This window comes from Luteimonas chenhongjianii (assembly GCF_002327105.1).
Classification (GTDB): Bacteria; Pseudomonadota; Gammaproteobacteria; order Xanthomonadales; family Xanthomonadaceae; genus Luteimonas; species Luteimonas chenhongjianii.
The window spans coordinates 3207054-3220606 of the sequence record NZ_CP023406.1; the positions used below are offsets into that span (position 1 = coordinate 3207054).

At 67.8% G+C, this 13553-nt stretch carries 11 protein-coding genes; 4 read left to right on the top strand and 7 right to left on the bottom strand.

Translation table 11 applies throughout. From position 1 onward, the window contains the following. Positions 1-37: 37 nt before the first annotated feature. From kduI to CNR27_RS14505, 3 genes are all read right to left on the bottom strand, one after another. Positions 38-886: a 5-dehydro-4-deoxy-D-glucuronate isomerase gene (gene kduI / locus CNR27_RS14495; protein ID WP_096299898.1), complete on the bottom strand. Its 849-nt coding sequence runs from the start codon at positions 884-886 to the stop codon at positions 38-40. A 240-nt stretch (positions 887-1126) separates the two neighbouring features. Further along, positions 1127-2179: a LacI family DNA-binding transcriptional regulator gene (locus tag CNR27_RS14500; protein WP_096299900.1), complete on the bottom strand. Its 1053-nt coding sequence runs from the start codon at positions 2177-2179 to the stop codon at positions 1127-1129. Between the two features lie 92 nt (positions 2180-2271). Continuing rightward, positions 2272-3903 (bottom strand): family 43 glycosylhydrolase, encoded by a 1632-nt coding sequence (locus CNR27_RS14505; RefSeq protein WP_179948195.1) that lies wholly within the window; start codon positions 3901-3903, stop codon positions 2272-2274. A gap of 408 nt (positions 3904-4311) precedes the next feature. Here CNR27_RS14505 and CNR27_RS14510 point away from each other — a divergent pair, with 408 nt between their 5' ends. Both CNR27_RS14510 and CNR27_RS14515 read left to right on the top strand, forming a co-directional pair. Continuing rightward, entirely contained in the window at positions 4312-5721 is a 1410-nt protein-coding gene (locus tag CNR27_RS14510; protein ID WP_096299904.1) for a sugar porter family MFS transporter, read from the top strand. Beyond that, positions 5721-6593, top strand: coding sequence for a methylglyoxal synthase (locus CNR27_RS14515; protein ID WP_096299906.1), 873 nt, complete (start codon positions 5721-5723; stop codon positions 6591-6593). The genes CNR27_RS14510 and CNR27_RS14515 overlap by 1 nt, the downstream gene beginning before the upstream one ends. 489 nt (positions 6594-7082) lie before the next feature. On the opposite strand, the gene CNR27_RS14520 is transcribed toward CNR27_RS14515, so the two are convergent. The 4 genes from CNR27_RS14520 to CNR27_RS14535 are packed head-to-tail and all read right to left on the bottom strand — an operon-like array spanning position 7083 to position 10741. Beyond that, the gene (locus CNR27_RS14520) at positions 7083-8366 is read right to left on the bottom strand and encodes a TRAP transporter large permease (protein WP_096299908.1); all 1284 of its coding nucleotides are present in this window, start codon (positions 8364-8366) and stop codon (positions 7083-7085) included. A 1-nt stretch (position 8367) separates the two neighbouring features. After that, positions 8368-8886 carry a TRAP transporter small permease gene (locus CNR27_RS14525; RefSeq protein ID WP_096299910.1) on the bottom strand — a complete coding sequence of 173 codons (519 nt, stop codon included), beginning with the start codon at positions 8884-8886 and terminating at the stop codon, positions 8368-8370. A 29-nt stretch (positions 8887-8915) separates the two neighbouring features. Next, positions 8916-9908: a TRAP transporter substrate-binding protein gene (locus CNR27_RS14530; protein WP_096299912.1), complete on the bottom strand. Its 993-nt coding sequence runs from the start codon at positions 9906-9908 to the stop codon at positions 8916-8918. Continuing rightward, complete coding sequence (locus CNR27_RS14535) at positions 9905-10741, bottom strand: 2-keto-4-pentenoate hydratase (RefSeq protein ID WP_245815819.1); 837 nt, start codon at positions 10739-10741, stop codon at positions 9905-9907. Before CNR27_RS14535 ends, CNR27_RS14530 begins: the two co-directional genes overlap by 4 nt. 142 nt (positions 10742-10883) lie before the next feature. On the opposite strand from CNR27_RS14535, the gene CNR27_RS14540 reads away from it, so the two are divergent. Next, a complete protein-coding gene (locus CNR27_RS14540; RefSeq protein WP_096299916.1) occupies positions 10884-11843 on the top strand; it encodes an alpha/beta hydrolase in 960 nt (319 codons plus the stop codon). Further along, a complete protein-coding gene (locus tag CNR27_RS14545; RefSeq protein ID WP_096299917.1) occupies positions 11843-13447 on the top strand; it encodes a carboxylesterase/lipase family protein in 1605 nt (534 codons plus the stop codon). The genes CNR27_RS14540 and CNR27_RS14545 overlap by 1 nt, the downstream gene beginning before the upstream one ends. The last annotated feature ends 106 nt before the right edge of the window (positions 13448-13553 follow it).

Genomic DNA, 13553 nt, shown 5'->3' on the forward strand with positions numbered 1-13553 from the left:
GCTCCCTGTTGTGTGCGTGGGTGGCCGCGTGCGGCCGTTACTTGAGCTGGCAGATGTCCAGCACGTGCATGTCGGTGTAGTCGAGGTTCTCGCCGCCCATTGCCCAGATGAAGCAGTAGTTCGAGGTGCCTGCGCCCATGTGGATCGACCAGGGCGGCGAGACGACGGCCTCGTTGTTCTGCATGACCAGCAGGCGTTGTGCGTCGGGCTCGCCCATGAAGTGGTAGACGCGGTCGTTCTCTCCGAGATCGAAGTAGAAATAGACCTCGCTGCGCCGGTCGTGCAGATGCGGCGGCATCGTGTTCCAGACGCTGCCGGGCTTGAGGATCGTCAGGCCCAGCAACAGCTGCGAGGACTGGCAGGTGGCCGGCACGATGTACTGGTAGATCGTGCGCTCGTTGCTGGTTTCCAGTGCGCCACGCTCCAGCGGCACCGCGTCGGCGATCGAGATCTTCTTCGCCTCGAAGCGCGCATGCGCGGGGGTCGAGGCGAGATAGAACTGCGCCGGCACTGCGGCGTCGTTCGACGCGAACACGACCTCCGCGCTGCCCATCGGCACGTACAGCCCGTCCTTCGGCGCGAGCGCGAATTCCACCCCGTCGACGCGCACGGTACCGGCGCCCGCGCCCACGTTGACGACACCCAGCTCGCGGCGCTCAAGGAAGGGACGCCCGGCAGCGGAAGCCGGTTCGGTCTGATGCGGCAGGGAAAGCGGCGCGGCAAGCGGGCAGGCACCACCGATGACGAAACGCTCGTAATGCGTATAGCTGAGGCGGATCGCATCGTCGGCGAACAGGCCGTCGAGCAGGTAGAGATCGCGTAACGCCTCGTTGTCGATGCCCTGCATGACCCCGGGGTGGGTCGCGTAGTAGGTCTTCCGGTACATGACGTCCTCCAGAGCGCCAGGAGGCGCCGGCCAATTCTACGATGTCCGGTAACCGGTGTCATACCGCGCCGCGGCATGGGTTCAGCCGGGTACCTGGTCGCTGAGATCCACCCGATGCGGTGCGCCCGACCCGCATCCCTCAATGCCGGGTGCGGGCGCGGACGGATTCGTGCATGGCGCGCTTCACCCGCACGCAGCGCCCCGGCGGAAAGCCCGCGTGCAACACGCGGGCCCGCAACGCTAGCCCGGCGGCTGGCAGGAATCGCGCAGGATCAGGTGCGGCCGCACGCTGGCCAGCGGCCGCAGATCGTCCTCGGGCTGGATGAGCATTGCCGCGGCGATGCGGCCGGTATCGCGCGTGTCGCGACGGACCGAGGTCAACGGTGGCCACAGGCGCGTCGCCAGCGGGCTGTCGTCGTAGCCGACGACCGACAGCTCGCGCGGCACGCTGATGCCTTCGCGCATGGCGACCCGATAGACACCGGCGGCCATCTCGTCATTGCCGCAGAAGACCGCCGTTGGACGCTTCTTGCCCGACAGCAGCTTCTCCGCCGCGGCCACGCCGGATTCGAAGGTGTAACCGGCCTCCACGATGCGGGACTTGGGCAGTTCGATGCCGCGCTTCTGCAGCGCCGAGAGAAAGCCCCCGGTCCGTTCGATGGACGAGCGGTAGTCGCGCGGGCCGGTAATCAGGCCGATGTCGCGATGGCCCAGCGACTGCAGATAATCGGCGACCTCGGCGGCGCCGTCGTGGTCATGGGTGACCACCATGCGCTCGGGCCTGTCCATCGACACCGCGGCGATGCGCACGTAGCGCATCCCGATCGAATCGAGCATCGCGGCCAGCGCCGGGTCCTCGGACACGCGTGGTACCAGCATCACGCCATGCAGCTTCTGCTGCTGGACGAATCGGCGCACGCCATCGACGTAATCCGGGCTGCGGCTGTCGCACGGATGCACCACCAGCTCGAAGCCCGAACCGCGCAGCGAATCCAGCGCGCCGTACTGCATGTTCACGATGAACTGCGCGGTCGGGTTGTCGTAGACCATGCCGATCAGGAACGAGCGCCGGAACGCCAGCCCGCGCGCGAGTGGATCAGGCGAGTAGCCCACCTCGCGCATCAGCGTCTCGACCTTCTCGCGCGTGTCCTGCCGCACCAGCGGCGAGTGGTTGATGATCCGCGAGACGGTCTTCTTGGACACCCCGGCGAGCCTGGCGATGTCGTTGATCGTCGCCGGCCGCTTCATCTCCACCGGAACCGTTGCCTTCGGGGTCTTCTTCGCTGCGGGCATCGGCCGTTCCGTCCATTGAGTTTTCGCGCAGCATCCATTCTAGCGGTACGGACCGGGCCGTCGAATGACGGCCCGGCCGTGCGGTGCGACCCTCAGTCGAGCGCGCGGTACTGGAAGTTTCGGAAGTGCACCTGGCCCTCGCCGGCCGCATAGATCGCGGGCTTCACCGCCAGGAACCGCCCGGCCACATTGTGGTGATAGCCGGAAATTTCCATCTGCACCGGATACTTGGTCCAGCTCTCGCCATCGGTGCTGGTGTGAATGGTGACGATGTGCTGATCGTTGCGGACACGCATCCACAGCTTGCCGCCCGTCGCGCTGGGCGCGATCTGGGTCGGGCGCTCTTCGCCATAGCGATGCATGATGAAACGCTCGCCGTTGCTGCCCACGCCGACGTAGAGCCTGTCGCTGTAGAACAGCAGCGCCCCGCCCTGCGCGCCCGGCTCGATCTCCATCTCCACCTGGAACTCGTAGGACTTGTCGCCGGCGATGACCGTCAGCGGCGAGCTGTCGCGCGGCTGCGTGCCCTTGCCCTGCAAGCTCAGGGTGCCGTCGCCGAACGACAGCCGTTCGTACTCGTTCGGCGTCGGGTTGTAGAACGACCACTGCGCGCCCAGCCGTCCGCTGCTGAAATCATCCGACAGCGCCATGCCGTGTTCGCCGACGGACTCGCCCGCCGGCTTGGCCAGCGGCTGGCCGAGGTCGCCGCCCTTGGCCACGAACCAGCCGGCGTCGGTCCATTCGATCGGCTCCAGCAGCGCCTGCCGGCCGAGCGTCCAGTACCCGTTCTCGTAGCCGTGATACATCATCCACCAGCGGTCGTCGGTGCCTTCGACAATCGTCGCGTGGCCTCGCGACCACCACGGCTCATCGCGGCTGACGGTCCGCACGATCGGATTGTGCGGCGAGTTCTCCCACGGTCCATGGATCGAACGCGAACGCGCAGTGATCACCATATGCCCGGTCGGCGGGCCGGCAGTGCCGCCGACGGCAGTGGTCATGTAGTACCAGCCGTCGCGGAAGTTGATCTTCGGCCCTTCCTGCGCGTAGGCCTCGACGTCCCATTCCGCGGGATACTGCCAGCCGTCGTAGACGTGCTTGGCTTCGCCCACGACGCTCAGGCCGTCGTCCGAGAGCTGCACGTAGGCGCCCCCGCTGAGGAACAGATAGCGCTTGCCGTCTTCGCCGACCGCGTGCCCGGGATCGATGTAGCGGCCAAGACCGATGTTGACTGGCTCGCTCCATGGCCCCCTGATGTCGTCGGCCCAGACCACATAGTTGCTGCGCTCGCTGCCCTCGGTACCGCCGGTCCGCGCCGGGAAGTAGATGAAGTACCGGCCATCGTGCTTGATGATGTCCGGCGCCCAGATCGAGCCGACGTTCTTCGTGATCGCGTGGCCCAGCGGCTGCCAGTTCACGAGATCGCGCGAATGCCACAGCGGCAGGCCCGGATATGCATCGAACGAGGACAGGGTCAGGTAGTAGTCTTCGCCGTCCTTGAGCACCGAGGGGTCGGGACGGTCGCCGGCGAAGACCGGATTGAGGAAGGTGCCGTCGCCGAGATCGGCCTTGCGCTGGTTCTCGATGCCGCGTGCCCAGGGCGACGCCTCCGAAGCACCCGCCGTCGCGCTGGCGGGGGTCGCTGCAACAGTACCGGCGGCATACGACAGGCCGGCCAGGCAGCAGGCAACGAGCAGGGGGGCACGCAACATTGATCGCGACATCAGCAACTCCGTAGGGGAAACATGCGGCTCACCTGTTAATGACACCGCTGGTCAACAGACCCTACCAGACAGGCCTGATTCCATCATTTTGCGATGCAGCAAGGCTTTTTACAGGCGCGACGTTACAGTCCCGGCAACGCCCGATTCGCAAATCGCACCAGAAATGACACCGATAGCCAACGTGCCGGAGCCGGGACTCGGCAGCGGGCGCATCGCGCGGGCTCCGGTCGTGGCGATGGGCGGCCTCCGCCGCAGACAACACGACGCGCAGGATCGGCGCGAGTTTGCGTTACGCTCGCGCCGAGCCGAGCCGGCACAACGGGCGGCAGCCGCATCACGAGAACCTGATCAACCCGTACCTGCGCCGCTGAACCTACGCCGCGCAATCACTTCGCAAGGGGAAGCAGCATGACGTCAAGACAGACGGGCGAGAACACCGGGCTGATCATCATGATCAGCTGTGTCGCCACGATCGGTGGATTCCTGTTCGGATTCGACAGTGGTGTCATCAACGGCACCGTCGACGGCCTGCAGCGGGCCTTCAATTCCGACTCCGTGGGCACGGGCTTCAACGTCGCCTCGATGCTGCTCGGCTGCGCGGTGGGTGCGTTCTTCGCCGGGCGACTGGCCGACGTGTTCGGCCGACGCGCGGCGCTGATCGCAGCCGCCGTGCTGTTCCTGGTCTCGGCATGGGGGTCGGGCATCGCCACCGGCTCACTGGAGTTCGTGATCTACCGCGTCATCGGCGGACTGGCGGTCGGCGCCGCCAGCGTGATGTCGCCCGCCTACATCAGCGAGGTGTCGTCGGCACGCTATCGCGGACGCCTGGCCACGATGCAGCAGATCGCGATCATCGGCGGCCTGTTCGCGGCGTTCCTCAGCAACTACCTGCTGGCACGGGTGGCAGGTGGCTCGACAGCAGAGTTCTGGGCCGGCTACGAAGCGTGGCGCTGGATGTTCTGGATCGAGATCGCACCCGCCGCGCTGTTCTTCGTGGCGCTGTTCGCGATTCCCGAAAGTCCGCGCTTCCTCGTCGCCCGCGGGCGCATGGTCAAGGCCGAGCAGGTGCTCGTTCGCCTGTATGGCGAGATCGAGGGTCGCCGCAAGCTCGTCGAGATCCGCGAATCGCTGGCTGCCGACCTGCACCGGCCGAAGTTCTCCGATCTGATCTCCAAAGCCACGGGACGGGTACGCCCGATCGTCTGGGTCGGCATCGGCCTGGCCGTGTTCCAGCAACTGGTCGGCATCAACGTGGTCTTCTATTACGGCGCCGTGCTGTGGCAGGCCGTCGGTTTCTCGGAGAACGATGCGCTGTTGATCAACGTGCTGTCCGGCGCGCTGAGTATTGGCGCCTGCATCGTGTCGCTGCTGCTGGTCGACCGCATCGGTCGCAAGCCGTTGCTGTGGATCGGCTCGCTCGGCATGGCGGTCACGCTGACCGGCGTCACGATCGCATTCGCCACCGGCACGCTCGGCGATGACGGTCGCCTGCTGCTGTCCGATTCGATGGGCATGCTGGCCCTGGTCGCCGCCAACCTCTACGTGATCTTCTTCAACATGTCCTGGGGCCCGGTCATGTGGGTGATGCTCGGCGAGATGTTCCCCAACCAGATCCGGGGCTCGGGTCTCGCGGTCGCCGGCCTGTTCCAGTGGGGCGCGAACTTCCTGATCACCTGGACCTTCCCGATGCTGCTCGCCGGGATCGGCCTTGCGGGCGCATACGGGCTCTATGCCTTCGCGGCGGCGCTGTCGGTGGCGTTCGTGCTGCGCTACGTCCACGAGACCCGCGGTCGCGAGCTCGAGGACATGGAAGGCTGATGCAGCTCGGCCTGGCCGCGAACCGGCGTCACCACGCCAACGGGGATGCCGCCCTGTTCCGCTGGCTGCACGCCAGCGGCGCGGGTTTGCGCGAACTCGGGGTGAGCCTGCACGCGGTCGGCCGCACCTTCGATGCGATCCACGAGCGCGGCGCGCTCGCCGGCTATGACGGCCTCCGGCGCTACCCGTATGGCCGCGAGGGCGGCCTGATGAAACTCGTCGCCGAAGTCGTCGGCATGGGTGAGGACCGCACGCTCGATGGCGCCATTTACTTCATCGATCCGGTTGATCCCTCCTCGATCTTCCCCGAGGCCGTCGCTCTCAAGCGCCAGTGTGTGATCCAGGGCAAGCCATTCCTCTCCACCGTCGCTTCGGCGCGCGACTGGGTGGAAAGCGAGCGCATCCATGCAGGCCTGGTACCGGATGCCGGCGCGGACGATCTGTACCGTTTCACCGGCCAGACGGTGGCCCTGATCGCACACGATGCGCTCAAGCCGCGCATGCTTGAATTCGCCGACCGACATTTCGACCTGCTGTCCCGCTTCGCCTCGCGCGTGGCCACCGGGACCACTGGCCTGCGTCTCAACGAACTCGCCTGGCGCCGCGGATGGCCGCAGGGTCAGGCCTGGACGCAGCGCTTCCAGAGCGGCCCGCTCGGCGGCGATGCGCAGATCGCCGACCTCGTGCTCGACGGCCGCTGCCAGCGCGCGGTGTTCTTCGAGGATCCGCACGTCGCGAGGCAGCACGAGGCCGACATCCAGCTTCTGGAGCGCGCCGTCACGACAGTGACCGACACCGTGGCGTGTCTGACGTCACCGGGAGTGGCCGATCGATGGGCGGTGGCGGCGACGCGGCGGGCGACGCTGGCCTGAGTCGGCAGTGCTGCACACGCGGCGGCCTGCCACGCATGTTTCGGCCTGAGCGGTGTAATCGGCCACGAGGGGGGCCGGGGCCAGCGCGTTTGCGTGGTGCCGGCTGGGCCCCCGCCTGCTCTCCATCACCCTCAGGCCAGAACGTGTCGTCCCCACGCGCACCGCTTTGCAGCAACACTGCCCGGGTTCGAATACTGCCAGGCAAGGTCACGGCGCGCGTTCCGGCGGCGCCAAGGCGGTTACACCGCATCGGTCCGCGTACCGGACGAAGTTGCTGCCTCCTGCCCTGCACGAGAAACCGCACGGGACGCTAGCAAAACCTCATCGGCTGCGTTTCGCCGCGCGGCGCCACCTGCGCCAGGCATCTGCGAACTGACCCGCGTCAGACCGCGGATCCGGAAGCGGAAATGGCCGCCGGCACGCGCGAGGGACCTCGGAACAGAAACGGCCCCGCAAGCGGGGCCGTTTGAACACTCAAGACAATGGCCGTCAGCCGCGCAGCACCCCCGGCAGCCACAACGACAGACCCGGGAACAGCGCCACGATGAGCAGCACCACCAGACCTGCAATCCAGAACGGCCAGATCGTGCGCATGCTCTCGCCGACGGTGATCTTGCCGATCGCCGTGCCGATGAACAGCACCGAGCCCACCGGCGGCGTCACCAGTCCCAGGCCGCCAGCGAGTACCAGCACCAGGCCGAAGTGGATCGGATCGATGCCGTAGGCGCGGGCGACCGGCAGGAAGATGGGCGTGCAGATCAGGATCAGCGGCGCCAGGTCCATGAAGGTGCCCAGCAGCAGCAGGACCAGGATGATCATCAGCAGCACGGCGAGCTTGCTGTGCGCGAACGACTGCAGGAACTCGACCGCAGCCGACGGCACCTGAAGGTAGGCCAGCAGCCAGCCGAATACCGACGCCGTCGCGATCACGAACAGGATCACACCGGTGCTGCGCGCGGCATGGACGATGGTCGCGCGGAACTCGGCCAGGCGCAGCTGGCGGTAGAGGATCACGGTGACCAGCAGCGCATAGACCACCGCGATCGCCGCACTCTCCACCGCGGTGAAGATCCCCATGCGGATACCGACGAAGATCAGTGCGACGAGCCCGAGGCCCGGCAGCGCCGATACCAGGCGCAGCAGCACAGCGCGCCAGCCCGGGAAGATCTCCACGCCGTAGCCGCGATGACGCGCCACCAGATAGCCGGTGAACATCAGCACGACCGTCATCAGCAGCGCCGGCGCGATGCCCGCGGCGAACAGATCGGCAATCGACAGTCCGCCGCCAGCCGCTGCAGTGAACAGGATCAGGTTGTGCGAAGGCGGCACCAGCAGCGCGACCAGCGCCGCGGTGATGCTGACGTTGACCGCGAAGTCACGGTCGTAGCCGCGCTTGACCATCTGCGGAATCATCGTGCCGCCAACCGCCGATACGTCGGCGATTGCCGAACCCGACACACCGCCGAAGAACAGCGAAGACAGGATCGAAACCTGTCCCAGTCCGCCGCGCATGCGTCCGACCAGCGAGGACGCCAGCGAGATCAGCCGCTCCGAGATGCCGCCGCGCATCATGATTTCGCCGGCGAAGATGAAGAGCGGGATCGCGATCAGCGAGGCCGAGCCGATGCCGGCCGAGACCTGCTGGACCAGCACGATGGACGGCAGGTCGAGATAGAGCAGCGTCGCCAGCGCCGCAGCGGCAAGCGCGAAAGCGACCGGTACGCCGAGCACCAGCAGCAGGGCGAAGACGATGAACAGAATCGCGATTCCCATGTCAGCGGCCCTCCCCGGCCGACGGGGCGCGCAGCACGCCAACGAGTTGATTGAGTGCGAACACGACCATCAGCGCGCCACCGAGCGACAGCGGCAGGTAGTTGATGCTCTGCGGAAGCGATGCGCCGGCGGCCTTGATGTGCAGGCCGTCGAGCAGCAGCACCGCGCCCCAGTAGGCGACGACCGCACCGATGGCGACGACCACGCCGGGGATCAGCAGATCCACGAGTTTCCGGATCGTCGGCCGCATGTGTTCCTGCAGCAGGAAGAAGCCGAAATGGCGGCGGGTATGCACGCCGGCCGCGGCGCCGAGGCTCATCGCGATGCTCAGCAGCAGCAACGTTACCGGCTCGGTCCAGCTTGGCGAGTCATTCATCACATAGCGGGCGAACACCTGCCAGCCCTGCACGATCACCAGCCCGAACAGGGCGGTGGCGGCAATGGCGATGACGGCGTCGGCCAGGCGGTCGAGCGCACTCTTGGCGGCCTCGTCAGGCGCGAGGATCGTGTCTTCGGACATCGTGGATTCCCGTGTCGGATTCAGTCGGATCAGGCGAGGTCGCGGATGCGACGGTAGAGGGTCTGGAGTTCCGGCTGCCGGAGGTAGCGCTCACGGATCGGCTGCGCCGCGCTGCGGAAGGCATCCATGTCGACCTCGTTCAACTCGATACCGTACTCGGCGACCTGCTGGCGCGCGGCGCCTTCGGACTCGTCCCACAACCGCCGCATCTGCGAAACCGACGCGCGCGCGGTGTCGATCAACAGGTCGCGGTCGGAGGGACGCAGTGCATCGAGCGAGCGCCGCGAGATCAGCAGAATGTCGGGCGCATAGGAGTGCTCGCTCTGCGACCAGTAACGCGCGGCCTCGAAATGACGGCTGGAATGGAAGCTGCGCATGTTGTTCTCGGCGCCGTCGATCATGTGCGTCTCCATGCCGGAGAACGTGTCGCCCAGCGACATCGGCGTGGGATTCGCGCCGAGCAGGCGAACCAGTTCGATGAACATGTCCGACGAGGCGACGCGCAGCTTCAGCCCTTGCAGGTCCTTCGGGGTGACGATCGGATGGCGGGTGTTGTAGAAGCAGCGCGCGCCGCTGTCGTAGACCGCGAGACCGACGAGATCACGGGAGCCGAAGCCATCGAGCACGGTCTGCGCCACGCCGCTGTCGAGCGCGTGGCGCATGTGCGCGACGGAATCGAACGCATAGGGCAGGCACAGCGCGGTGGTCAGCGGAAACGCGTTGTTGAGCGCGCCCGAATACACACGGGTCATGTCGATCGCGCCGAAGCGCGCCATGTCGATCGCTTCCGCTTCGCGGCCCAGCTGGCCCGAATGGTACTGCCGCAGCCGCACACGGCCGCCGGTCTCGCGTTCGAGCACCTCGCCGATCCAGCGCACGGCTTCGACGGTCGGATAGTTGGACACGTGCACATCGGTGGCGGTCAGCACCGTGGCCGCATCGTCGGCACGAAGTGCGCTCGGCAGAAGTGGCGCAGCACAGGCCGCGCCGAGTCCTGCGAGGAAGGCGCGGCGCGTCGTCATGCAGCACCAGTCCCGGCCGCGCCCGCGGCCTCGACGGTGGCAACGATCTCGCCATGCCCCTCGAACACCAGCCGTGCGCGCTGGCCCGGCAGGATGTCGTGGATGCCGGTGGCATTTCCGGTCGCGATCAGTTCGCCGCGCTTGAGCGGGCGGCCGCGTCGCGCCGAGCGCGACAGTGCGAACGCGAACGCCTGCCGCAGTCCACCGGGCAGGGTGGTCGCACCGCCGGTGCCGACGACGACATCATCGATACGGCTCTCGACGCGCAGGGCGGCGTCGTCGAGCCGGGTCCACTGCGGAATCTCCGCGCCGACCACCAGACCGTTGTTGTTGCCGAAATCGGAAACCACCACCAGCGGGCCGAGCTGGTTGATCGTGGCCAGCGGACTGCTGGCGACTTCCAGCCCGACGAACAGTGTCGCCGGCAGGGCCGCGGCCTCTTCGGGTGTCCACTCGGTCTTGTCGGCCGGCGCATCGGCGTCCAGGCGCAGCACATATTCCGCTTCGATCGCGCCGAAGCCGCCCGCGAAGACGGCGATACGCAGGTCGTCGCCGACCTGTTGCAGATTGCGGCGGAAGACCGGGCCCAGCAGGCGGTCGTCCCCGGAGGAATCGCGGCGTTCGGGGGCGATATATCCCACCTTCCAGCCGACGAGTTCGTCGCCCCATTCGGCGATCGCCGAGTCCTGCACGCCGTAGGCATCGACAAGCGTTTCGGGAATCGTTCCGGGGAATTCTGCGAGCGCCTCACCTGCCCGCCGCGCGCGCAGGAATGCGTCGACGATGGGTCGTTTCGCGTCCGCGGATGCGTCCGGCGTGTCCGGACCCGCGATGGCCTTGTTCAACTCGGTCTCCTGGGTGTTGTTGCTGCGCCGCAGAACACGGGCGCCGATGATGTCTTGTATGGTAAACCGGTGTCATCTTCAATGTGCACTGCGGCAAAACGCAGGCCACGCAGCGGATGGAAGGCGGTAAATGGGGCGATTTTCAATAACGTTCGCGCGGTGCCTGATGCTGGCGCCGCTGCTTGCCGGCAGCGCCTGGGCGGCGACCCCGGCGCGGGAAGACACCGCGCCCATCCTGCGGCTGTGGCCGGACACGCCCCGGGTCGCGCCGCGGATCACTGAACGCAGCGATGATCCCGCGCTGCCCGACCGGATCATCGAGGATGTCCGCGACCCCTATCTCGTCGTCTACAGGCCCGCGCGCCGGAACGGCATCGCGCTGCTGGTGACACCGGGCGGCGGCTATGCCCGCATCGTGCTGGACAAGGAAGGCACGGCGCTCGTCCCGCAGTTCGTGGACGCGGCGGGCTTCACCCTGTTCGTGCTGCGCTATCGCCTGCCCGATGCCGTCCACGGCGAAGGCGCGGACGCGCCGCTGGTCGATGCCCAGCGCGCGATGCGCCTGATCCGGGCGCAGGCGGCCGACTACGGCATCGATCCGCAGCGCGTCGGCGTCATGGGTTTCTCGGCCGGCGGCCATGTCGCGGCGCGACTGGCGACGACCCCCGAGACCCTCTACCGCGTGACCGACGGCGCCGACGCGCAATCGGCGCGTCCGGACTTCGCCCTGCTGGTCTATCCAGTGAGCTCGATGCACGCGCCGCTCGCGCATGCCGGCTCCCGCGATCGGCTGCTGGCCGCCAGCGGCGGAAGCGCCGATCAGGCCGTGCTCGACCGCCTGTCTCCGGAACTGCAACTCGGACCCGGGACGCCGCCACTGTTCCTGCTGCATGCGCAGGACGACGACGTCGTGCCGGTGGGCAATGCCCTTGCCCTGCATGCGGCGGCTTTGCGTGCCGGCGTACCGGCCGCTTTGCACGTCTTTCCCCGCGGCGGGCATGGCTTCGGGACCCGCGGCGCAACCGGCGCTCTGGCCCGATGGCCACAGCTCGCCATCGACTGGATCCACGAACAGACCCCAGGCCCATGATGACCACAGCCCCGTTCGATCCCCGGCGCCGCCACTGGTTGCGCGTTGGCGCGGCCACTGCCGCCATCGCCGCCCTCCCCCTCGGGCTTGCCCGGGCGCAGCCACGCACCACCGTCGCGCGCACGCGCAGCGGGCAAATCGGTGGGCAGATCGAGGACGGCGTCCATGTGTTCCGCGGCGTCCCCTATGGCGCCGACACCGCGGCGCGCCGCTGGCAACCGGCACTGCGCGAGACGCGCTGGCGCGGCGTGCGCGATGCGCACGCATACGGACCATCGGCGCCGCAACGCGGCGGCGAGGGTCCGGGCAGCGAGGACTGCCTGCGCGTCAATGTCTGGACCCCGGCCCTGCGCGACGGTGCGCGTCGCCCGATCCTGGTCTACATCCACGGCGGCGGGTTCACCACCGGCTCGGGCAGTGACCCGCTCTACGACGGCGGCGCGCTGTGCCGGCATGGCGACGTGGTCGTGGTCACACTGAATCATCGGCTCAATGCCTTCGGTTACCTGCACCTGCGCGACCTCGGAGATGCCTCGTTCGCGCACGCCGGCAATGTCGGCCAGCTCGATCTGATCCAGGCGCTGGAATGGGTGCACGCGCACGCGGACGAATTCGGCGGAGATGCCGGCAATGTCACCGTGTTCGGGCAATCCGGTGGCGGCGCGAAAATCGCCACGCTGATGGCGATGCCGGCCGCGCGCGGATTGTTCCACCGCGCCTGGACGATGAGTGGCCAGCAGGTCACCGCCGCCGGTCCACGTGCGGCGACGCAACGCGCCGAGCTCTTTCTCGGCGAGCTGGGCGTTGCACCGGGCGAACTGGAACGCCTGCGCACGCTCCCCATGCAGGCACTGCTCGACGCGCAACGCGTGCGCGACCCCTCGCGCGTCGAGAACAGTGCGCTGTACTTCGGGCCCGTGGTCGACACGGTCACCCTGCCGCGCCACCCATTCTGGCCGGAAGCGCCGCCGCAGTCGGCCGACATCCCGATGGTGATCGGCAACACGCGCGACGAAACCCGCGCCTTCCTCGGCAACGATCCGGACAACTTCTCGCTGACTTGGGACGCGCTGCCGGCGAAGCTGCGCACGCAGCAGTTCGTCGATCTCGACCCGGCGGTGGTGATAGCCGAGTACCGGCGCCTGTATCCGGGCTACTCGCCGTCGGAAGTGTTCTTCGCCGCGACCACCGCGGGCCGCTCCTGGCGCGGCGCGGTCGAGGAGCTCGAAGTGCGCGCCGCGCAGGGCCGCAACACCTGGGCCTACCAGCTGGACTGGCATCCGCGCACCGAAGAAGGCAGGCGCAGCCGGGCCTTCCACACCCTCGACATCCCGTTGGTGTTCGACACGGTGCAGCTGCCGTCGGCGCGCACCGGCAATGACGATGACGCACGACGCATGGCTGCGACGATGCGCGATGCGCTGCTGGCCTTCGCCCGCAGCGGCGATCCCAGCCATGCCGGGATGCCCGCATGGGCGCCGTATTCGATGGCCGCCCGCGAGACGATGGTGTTCGATACGCCCTCGCGGCTCGAGCACGATCCCCGTGGCGGCGAGCGCAGGCTCTACCAGCAGGCGCCCTTCCTGCAGCGCGGTACGCAGTGACTGCGGCGATGCGGTCCGGATGTCGGGTGCGCGCGTGCTTCCGACCGCGCGCCGGCGCCGCGTGCATCCCCACCCGTCTTTCCTTTGCCTGATCCCGGAATCCGCC